Below are 8,394 nucleotides of genomic sequence, written 5' to 3' on the forward strand. Positions count from 1 at the left end.
AAGCTCGACCCCGCCCAGGTCGCGGCAGACGGCGTGGCGACGGTCGCTTATCTCAAGAGCCTCAAGGACGGCAACGGCAAGGTCGGGGCGGTCGGCTTCTGCTGGGGCGGCGGCGCGGTGAACCAGCTTGCCGTCCATGCGCTCGATCTCAGCGCCGGCGTCGCCTATTATGGCATGCAGCCCAAGGCCGAGTATGCCGCGAAGATCAAGGCGCCGCTGCTCCTTCACTATGCCGGTCTCGACAGCCGGACCAATGCCGGCATCGATGCCTACAGCAAAGCGCTCGACGCCGCGCATGTCGAATACAAGGTCTATGTCTATGAGGGCGCCAACCACGCCTTCAACAACGACACCTCGGCCGCGCGCTACGACAAGAAAGCCGCCGATCTCGCCTGGGGCCGGACAGTGGCGTTTCTGAAGGAGAAGCTGGCCTGACGCTTCGCGCGTCAGGCAACCGCCGGCGCCCAAACCGCTGCAAAGTCGGGCGACAGCGTGAAGCCAGCGGGCGGCGCCGACGCCGGAGGCGGGCGGCGCATGCCTTCGTGCAGATAGCGCAGGGCCGACATCAGCCCGTTCATGGTATAGGGCTTCGATATGACGCCAACCGCGCCGGCGAAGTTCTCAGGAATGCGTCTCGGATTCGCGGTCATGAACACGACCATCGGCTGATCCGACTGACTTACGTGCTCGGCAACCTTGACTCCTGTCGGGCCGTCCGACAGATGAATGTCCACGAACGCGATGTCGGCGCGTTCGGTATCGACCATGGCCTTTGCTTCATCCGACGACATGGCCCAGCCGACGACCCGGTGGCCCGCCTCCTCGATCAGGCTCTCCAATTCCATGGCAAGCAGGGCCTCGTCTTCGACGATGAGCACTTTCAACGGCTGGCTCACGAGATGTCCCTTTTCTGCGCTTCGTTCGGCATTTTGATAAAAACTCGCGTGCCCGGACTTGCGTTCCGCCACTCGACATCGGCACGAAGCTGGCGCCCGAGTTGCCGGATAAGGCGCATACCGAAGGAACCGTCACCGGCGTTCCCGTCCATGCCGACGCCGTCGTCGGAAACTTCAATGATGAGGTGCCCGTCCGGTTGGCTCATCTTGACGCCGATGCTGCCGGGCGTCGTCTCGTCCTTGAAGGCATGCTTCAACGCATTGGTGACAAGCTCGTTCACAATCAGCGCCACCGGCGTTGCCTTGTCGGCAGGAACGACGATCGGCTCCAGGTCCAGTTTCGAACTGATCTGCGATCTGCCGGATGCTGCAAGCAGATCCGAGACAAGGTCCCTGGCGAAGTCGGAGACATCGAACCTGCTTACATCCTTCGACTGGTAGAGTCGGCGATGTACGGTGCTCAGCGCTTCTATGCGTTCCAGCATCGTCGCGAGGGTGTCCTTGACGGCCTCATCCTTGATCATGCGGCGCTGCATCAGGATGAGGGACGAGATCATCTGAAGATTATTCTTCACCCGGTGGTCGACCTCATGGAGCAGCGCGGTCTGCGTTTCGAGCGCAGCTTCGAGCTCTCTGGTCCGCTCCTTTACCGCCTCTTCGAAGCGCTGCTTGTCGGCTACGATGCGCTGCTCGGAGTGCTTGCGGTCGGAGACATCGAGTTGCGAGGCGAAGAAAAACAAAAGCTCACCTTTGTCGTTGTAGACGGGGCTGATGTAGAGCGCATTCCAGAAGGTGGAACCGTCCTTGCGATAGTTCAAAATGTCGATGCTGATGTCGTTGCCCACGGCCACCGCCGTGCGAAGTTCCGCGATGGCAGCCGGATCTGTCTCCGGTCCTTGCAGGAAGCGGCAGTTCCTGCCCATGACCTCTTCGCGTGCATAGCCCGTCAGCCGAAGGAACGAATCGTTGACGAAGACGATCGGGTTGTCCGGTTTGCGCGGGTCGGTGATAAGCATCGACATACGCGTTGCCCGAATGGCCGCCGCGAATGGGTCGCCTTTGCCATGCTCGACATGAAGACTGTCAGTCATGTGCCAGGCGTCTGGTGCTTCCCTTGTGTGTTTCCCGTCCATTGATAACTCCAAGCCTTGACCGCCGCGACAACGGCGCAGACTTGGAATTGGTTCAATCGCAGGTTTGTTGACGCAGACAGGAAAAGTGAAGGAACAAAACCGGAGTTCTTCTAAGTTCCTGCGTGGAAATCACTTTGAGATCTACACGGCTCTGGGCCGATGCATGGCGACGCCGGCGATCACCATTGCGATACCTACACAGTCGATGACGCTCGGCACCTGGCGGAGCACGATGACGCCGATCAATGTTGCCGTGAGCGGCAGGAGCGACAGCATCAGCGCGAAGCTCGCGCGCGGCAGCCTCGCCATGGCGAGCTGGTCGCAGACATAGGGGATGACCGAGGAGCAGACGCCGACGCCGATCGCCGCGACAAGCAGTTGCGGCGACGAGAAGGCGGGCAGCGCCTCGCGGAAGCCGATGGGCAACACGACGAGGAACGCGATCGCCATGGCGGCGCCGAGGCCGGCAATGGCGAGGCCTGCCTGGGCGACGCGATGGCCGATCACGATATAGCCGACGAACAGAGCGCCGTTGAGAGAGGCCCAGAACAGGCCGAGTGGATCGCTCGACCATTTCACGTCGATAAGCAGCAAGGTGCCGATGACCGCGACAGCCAGCGCGGCAAAATTGCGCCGGCTGCGCAGGCCGACCAGCGCGACCCCGATCGTGCCGACGAATTCGATCGCCGCCACCAGCGAGATCGGCAGGCGGTCGAGCGCCAGATAGAACGAGCAGTTCATCACCGCCAGACAGGCGCCGAAGGCCAGCAAAAGCAGTCGCTGAGCGCGGTCGGCGCGCGCAAAGACGCGCCAGGGCCTGGTCAATGGGGCGAAGATGAGAGCGGCGGTGGCGATGCGCAGCCAGGCCATGCCGAGCACGCCGACCTGGTCGAAAAGCAGCACCGCGAAAGCCGGTCCGAGATAGTGGAACACGGCGCTGATGCAGAACCAGACATGCGGCGGCAGCGCATTGGCCAATCCCCCGAGGGCAAGGAGGGGGCGCGGGGCGTCGGTTCTGCCGGCGGCCCGGTTTGCAGCTGGAGTTTGCGTTTGGCTGGTCATGGGCGCATTATCGCAGGCGAAATGCATAACTAATATGTGCGATCGGCGCGCCTTTTGTCATTCTGGATTCCAATGGAAGGCAAAAATATTGAAAAACCTTCGAAATGAAGATGCCGACCTGGACGCCGTGGACCTGAAGATCCTGCGGCTCCTGGAAAAGGACGCGCGCATCAGCACGGCGGAACTGGCGCGCGCGGTCGGGCTGTCGGCGCCGAGCGTGGCGGAGCGCCTCCGCAAGCTGCAGGAGAACGGTGTGATCGAGGCCTATACGGTCAGGATCAACCCGTCCGCGCTCGGCATGAAGCTGTCGGCATGGCTGAGAATCAGGCCGGTGCCGGGACAGCTTTCCGTCGTGGCAGATATCATTCGCGAGCTACCGGAGATCGCGCAATGCGACCGGGTCACCGGCGAGGATTGCTTCATCGCGCTCGCCCATGTCGGCTCGGTGAGCGAGCTCGAGCGGGTGATCGACCGGATCATTCCCTATGCGATGACCAACACGGCCATCATCCAATCGTCACCGGTCGAGCCGCGCTCGCCGCTGGGCGGGTTCAGGCAAAAGTGACGGGGCAGGATGACGGGCGGAGGGGACGAATCAGGCGTGGCCGCGCCGCATGCGCGCCTGGGTCAGAATCGCGCGCCAGCGGATCATGTCGAACGGGATGGGTTCATTGTTGTTGGCGATGTGGAAGATCTCGTTGTCGACGTTCTTCAGCGATCGCCAGAAATCATAGTCGGTGATGCGTGGATCGGCCGCCAAGCGCTCCACCTCGACCTTGATATCGGTTTTCATGCACTGTCCTCGCACCGCATTCCGCCAGCCGCCCGCGCGCAAACCCGGTACGGCGGTTTTCAAACGCGTCACTGAGTCGTTCAACGGACTCAAGCGACTTGTTCACGTTAAAACCTTGGTAAGGTTAACGCGGGCGCGGGGGTTTTCAAGCGCTCTTGCGCTTGATGCCGATCGAGCGCCCGGCGCGCTCGGGCATCGGCAGCGCCGCATGGGCGGCGCGCATGGCTTCGACCTTCGCCATCACGTCGGCCGGGAAGGGGGCGACCCGCGGCCCGGCCATGTCGACATGCAGCGCAAGCTGCTCGGAGGTCGCGGCCAACCAGCCGTCGACATGGCGGATTTCCTGATAGGCCCTGAGCCGCTTCTCATCGTGGTCGATAAGCTGGAACGAGACCTTCACCTTGTGGTCGAGGTGCAGTTCCTGGACATAGCAGACATGGACTTCCGCCGTGTAGATGGTGAGGCGGCGATCCCTTGCGTAGTTCGGCCCCATGCCCATCATCTCGAAGGCGACATCCGAACAGCGGTCGAACAGCACGTTGTAATAGGCCATGTTGAGATGGCCGTTATAGTCGATCCAGTCCTTCTCGATGTCCATCGGGTCGGAAATGAAGGGGGCGGGGATGGTCATCTGATTTTCCTTGATCGTCGCTGGACAGGGCGTGGCGGGTGAGGTTCTCTTTGTTCCGGCGCAATTCCGGACGGAAAACCGCTTCACACTTTTCCTGGAATTGCTTTAGGCATCATCCATAGCTGCATATCAAGAGTGGCCGCTGGTCCATTCGCGGAGGAATTCATGGCTTTGAGCGACCTCAATCCCGTCGAACGCAACGAGGAAGGCATCGCCGCGGTGCTCGGCATCCTCAAGCAGCGCTTCGGCGAGCGCTTCCAGACCGGCGAGGCGATACGCGGCCAGCACGCGCACACCACCACTTATATCCCGACCCAGGCGCCGGACGGCGTCGCCTTCGTCGAAACGACCGAGGACGTGCAGGAGATCGTGCGCGCCTGCGCTGCCCACCGCGTGCCGGTGATCGCCTTCGGCGTCGGCTCCTCGCTCGAGGGCCACACCAATGCGCCGGGCGGCGGCATTTCGATCGACACCTCGCGCATGAACCGGATCCTCGCCGTCAATCCGCAGGACCTCGACTGCACGATCGAGCCCGGCGTGACGCGCGAGGACCTCAACAGGTATCTGCGCGACACCGGCCTGTTCTTTCCGATCGATCCTGGCGCCAATGCCTCGCTGGGCGGCATGGCGGCGACCAGGGCCTCGGGCACCAACGCGGTGCGCTACGGCACGATGCGGGAAAATGTGCTGTCGCTCACCGCTGTCATGGCCGACGGCGAGACAGTGACGACCGGCAAGCGGGCGAAGAAAAGCTCGGCCGGCTACGACCTGACCCGGCTCTTGGTCGGCTCGGAAGGCACGCTCGGCATCATCACCTCGCTGACGCTCCGGCTTCAGGGCATTCCGCAGGCGATCTCCGGCGGCGTGTGCCCCTTTCCGAGCTTGGAGGCGGCGTGCAACACGGTGATCGCGACCATCCAAATGGGCATTCCAGTGGCGCGCATCGAGCTGGTCAACGCGCTGCAGATGCGGGCGATGAAGAATTATTCCAAGCTCGACTATCCGGAGAGTCCGTGCCTCTTCGTCGAGTTCCACGGCAGCGATGCGGGCGTGGCCGAACAGGCCGAGACGTTCGGCATGATCGCGAAGGAGAATGGCGGCGGGCCGTTCCTGTGGACCAGCGTCGCGGAAGAGCGGACCAAGCTCTGGAAGGCGCGGCACGACGCCTATTGGTCGTCGCTGACGCTGCGCCCCGGCGCCAAGGGCCTGTCGACCGATGTCTGCGTGCCGATCTCGCGGCTTGCCGAATGCGTCACCGAAACCGAAGCCGACATCGCCGAGATGGGACTGATCGCGCCGATCGTCGGCCATGCCGGCGACGGCAATTTCCACGTGCTGGTGCTGATGGATGTCGACAACCCGGCCGAGATCGCGCTTGCCGAACAATTCGTCGCCAGGCTCAACATGCGCGCGATCGCCATGGAAGGAACCTGCACCGGCGAGCACGGCATCGGCCAGGGCAAGGTCGGTTTCCTCCGCCACGAGCTCGGCCATGGCGTCGACGTCATGCGCACGATCAAGCAGGCGCTCGACCCGCTCAACATCATGAATCCCGGCAAGATTCTGCCGGCGGCGGGGTAACGCGCCGCCCCGGTCTATTCCGCCGCGCCTTCGACCAGCTTCTGCAGCATGGGCCGCGTCGGCGCGAAAAAGGTCGTGCCGGTGTGCGGGGTGGAGAAGTCGAGCAGCCGGTCATAGGCGCCGGGCGGCTCGCCGACATACATGCGCTGCAGCATCTTTTCGATCACCCACAGATAGCGCGTGTAGCCGATGAAATAGGTGCCGAACTCGTTCTGCCCGGGACGACCGAACGGCATGTTGTCGCGCAAAATATCGTATTCATTGCCGGCGTCGTCCTCGATCGTGGCCAGAGACTTGTGCGACTTGCGCGGCTTGTCGTCGTCATCGATCTCGATGTTGTCGATCTTGGTGCGGCCGATGATCTCTTCCTGAACGTGGGTCGGCGTTTCTTTCCAGGCCGCCATGTTGTGCAGGTATTTCTGCACGACGACGTAGCTGCCGCCGGCAAAGTCGCCGTCCTCGTCGCCGACCAAGGCGGAGGCCGGCAGGTCGAGGCCGGTCGGATTCGCGGTGCCGTCGACGAAGCCGAGCAGGTCGCGGGCGTCGAAATAGCGAAAGCCTGAGACCTCGTCGACGACGGTCACGCTGCCGCCAAGGGCGTCCAGCAGGATGCGCTCGAATTCGAAGCACATGTCGGGCCGCTCTGCACGGATGTGGAACAGGAGATCGCCCCGCGTCGAGGGCGCCGAATGCGCCGCGCCCTCGATCGTCGCGAAGGGTTTCAGCTCTCGCGGCCGCCGGTTGGGCGACAAACGGTTCCAGAGCCCGACGCCGACGCCGGCGATGCAGGACAGCCGGCCCGACAGGTCGCGGAAGCCGACATTCTTGACCAGATCGTCGAGCTCGCTGAGCACCGAGGCGGCGGTCGAAAGCGCGGCCTGGTCGCTGCCGACCGTGACGACGAGGAAAATCGCGGCTGTCGACAGCGGAGCGTCGACGCTCTGCGCGTCGATGGGCACTCTATCCCAGTTCTTGCCTGACATCGGGGACGCTCCGTGTTGGGTATGGCGGCCAGGGACGTGGCCGGATGGGCAGGGATTCGCAAAAGAGATATCCCGACGACGAGCGGTCGCGCAACTGGAGACATTGGCGGCTGCCGCACGTTGAATTGCCTCTTTATGGACACGCGGATGCAGGTAGAGTGCGGCTGACTTCAACCTGGGAAACAGATGCTCGCCCGCCTGTTCGTGATCTTCGGTGGCCTGTTCGTGCTGGTGCTGTGCGCGGCGCTGGTGGTGCCGTATTTCATCGACTGGACGGGCTATCGGGGCGATTTCGAGCGCGAGGCCAGCGCCATACTCGGCCGCAAGGTGACGGTGAAGGGCGATGCGACGGCACGGCTGTTGCCGTTTCCCTCGGTGACCTTCTCGAATGTCGAGGTGGCCGGCGGCCCTGAAGGCCAGCCGGCGATGACGGTCGAGACCTTCTCCATGGATGCGGAGCTTGCCCCCTTCCTGCGCGGCGAGGTGCTGATCTTCGACATGCGGCTGGTGCACCCCAGGGCTATCATTAATGTCGCCGGCGACGGCACCGTCGATTGGGCGATCCGGCCTTCGACGCCGTTCGATCCGGGTCAGATCGCCATCGAGAAGCTGACGGTGACCGAGGGACAGATCGAGTTGCGCCATGCCGCCGGCGGACGCAGCCATCTGGTCTCCGAGATCAACTCGACGATTTCGGCCAAGGCGCTCACCGGTCCATGGCGCATGGACGGAACGCTGCGCTTCGACGGCCTGCGCGCGGACGTCTCGGCCTCGACCGGCAAGGTCGAGGCCGACGGCCAGATGCGGCTCAGGCTCAAAGCCGATCCCGGTGCCTATCCGCTGATCATCGAGACCGACGGCAATGCCGGCATCGTCAAGGGCGCCGCGGTCTATTCCGGCCAGTTCAAGATATCGGGCGCGGACAAGAACTCGGCCGAGCTGCGTGGCAATGACGGCCAGCCGGTCAAGATCAGCACCGGCAAGCCCGACCCGGGCTTTCGGCTGAACGGCAAGTTCGCGCTCGACCACCAGAAGCTCAATGTCGACGAGTTCCGCTTCGAGACCGGGCCGCTCGACAATCCCTATACCGCCGACGGCAAAGCCTCCGTCGATCTCGGCCTGAAGCCGCATTTCGCCGTGGAGGCCAGCGGCGCGCAGGTTCAGTTCGACGAGGCCGTCGGCGGAGCCGCCGGTTCGGGTTTCACACTCGATCAGCGCATCGCGGCTTTCGAGCAGACGCTGCAGCACATGCCGAAGCCGACGATACCGGGCACGCTCGAGGTGCGGTTGCCGGCGGTGGTGGCGGGCGACACGA

At 63.4% G+C, this 8,394-nt stretch carries 10 protein-coding genes; 4 read left to right on the top strand and 6 right to left on the bottom strand.

All coding sequences use genetic code 11. The annotated features are described in order from the left end of the window. The coding region (locus EOA24_RS19230) for a dienelactone hydrolase family protein (RefSeq protein ID WP_133374551.1) at positions 1 to 435 on the top strand (435 nt) is incomplete at its 5' end. 11 nt (positions 436 to 446) lie between these two features. Here EOA24_RS19230 and EOA24_RS19235 read toward each other — a convergent pair. The 3 genes from EOA24_RS19235 to EOA24_RS19245 all read right to left on the bottom strand — a co-directional run bounded on the left by EOA24_RS19235 (position 447) and on the right by EOA24_RS19245 (position 3,091). Further along, the gene (locus EOA24_RS19235; protein WP_245467381.1) at positions 447 to 878 is read right to left on the bottom strand and encodes a response regulator; all 432 of its coding nucleotides are present in this window, start codon (positions 876 to 878) and stop codon (positions 447 to 449) included. 14 nt (positions 879 to 892) lie between these two features. Continuing rightward, positions 893 to 1,987 carry a histidine kinase dimerization/phosphoacceptor domain -containing protein gene (locus EOA24_RS19240; RefSeq protein WP_245466997.1) on the bottom strand — a complete coding sequence of 365 codons (1,095 nt, stop codon included), beginning with the start codon at positions 1,985 to 1,987 and terminating at the stop codon, positions 893 to 895. Between the two features lie 183 nt (positions 1,988 to 2,170). After that, the gene (locus EOA24_RS19245) at positions 2,171 to 3,091 is read right to left on the bottom strand and encodes a DMT family transporter (protein ID WP_126082035.1); all 921 of its coding nucleotides are present in this window, start codon (positions 3,089 to 3,091) and stop codon (positions 2,171 to 2,173) included. A gap of 88 nt (positions 3,092 to 3,179) precedes the next feature. Between EOA24_RS19245 and EOA24_RS19250 the strand changes: the two genes are divergently transcribed. After that, positions 3,180 to 3,656 (top strand): Lrp/AsnC family transcriptional regulator, encoded by a 477-nt coding sequence (locus EOA24_RS19250; protein ID WP_126082036.1) that lies wholly within the window; start codon positions 3,180 to 3,182, stop codon positions 3,654 to 3,656. 30 nt (positions 3,657 to 3,686) lie between these two features. Here the strand turns inward: EOA24_RS19250 and EOA24_RS19255 are convergent, their stop codons facing one another. Next, entirely contained in the window at positions 3,687 to 3,884 is a 198-nt protein-coding gene (locus tag EOA24_RS19255; RefSeq protein ID WP_042644109.1) for a hypothetical protein, read from the bottom strand. 145 nt (positions 3,885 to 4,029) lie between these two features. Beyond that, entirely contained in the window at positions 4,030 to 4,515 is a 486-nt protein-coding gene (locus EOA24_RS19260) for a thioesterase family protein (RefSeq protein WP_126060132.1), read from the bottom strand. 165 nt (positions 4,516 to 4,680) lie between these two features. On the opposite strand from EOA24_RS19260, the gene EOA24_RS19265 reads away from it, so the two are divergent. Further along, positions 4,681 to 6,096 carry an FAD-linked oxidase C-terminal domain-containing protein gene (locus EOA24_RS19265; RefSeq protein WP_126082037.1) on the top strand — a complete coding sequence of 472 codons (1,416 nt, stop codon included), beginning with the start codon at positions 4,681 to 4,683 and terminating at the stop codon, positions 6,094 to 6,096. Between the two features lie 14 nt (positions 6,097 to 6,110). Here EOA24_RS19265 and EOA24_RS19270 read toward each other — a convergent pair whose 3' ends face one another. Continuing rightward, positions 6,111 to 7,079, bottom strand: coding sequence for a Dyp-type peroxidase (locus EOA24_RS19270; RefSeq protein ID WP_127409979.1), 969 nt, complete (start codon positions 7,077 to 7,079; stop codon positions 6,111 to 6,113). A 186-nt stretch (positions 7,080 to 7,265) separates the two neighbouring features. On the opposite strand from EOA24_RS19270, the gene EOA24_RS19275 reads away from it, so the two are divergent. Then, positions 7,266 to 8,394, top strand: a 1,129-nt coding sequence (locus EOA24_RS19275) for an AsmA family protein (RefSeq protein WP_127409980.1), incomplete at its 3' end; no start/stop codon positions are given.

Source organism: Mesorhizobium sp. M2A.F.Ca.ET.039.01.1.1 (assembly GCF_003998035.1).
GTDB lineage: Bacteria > Pseudomonadota > Alphaproteobacteria > Rhizobiales > Rhizobiaceae > Mesorhizobium.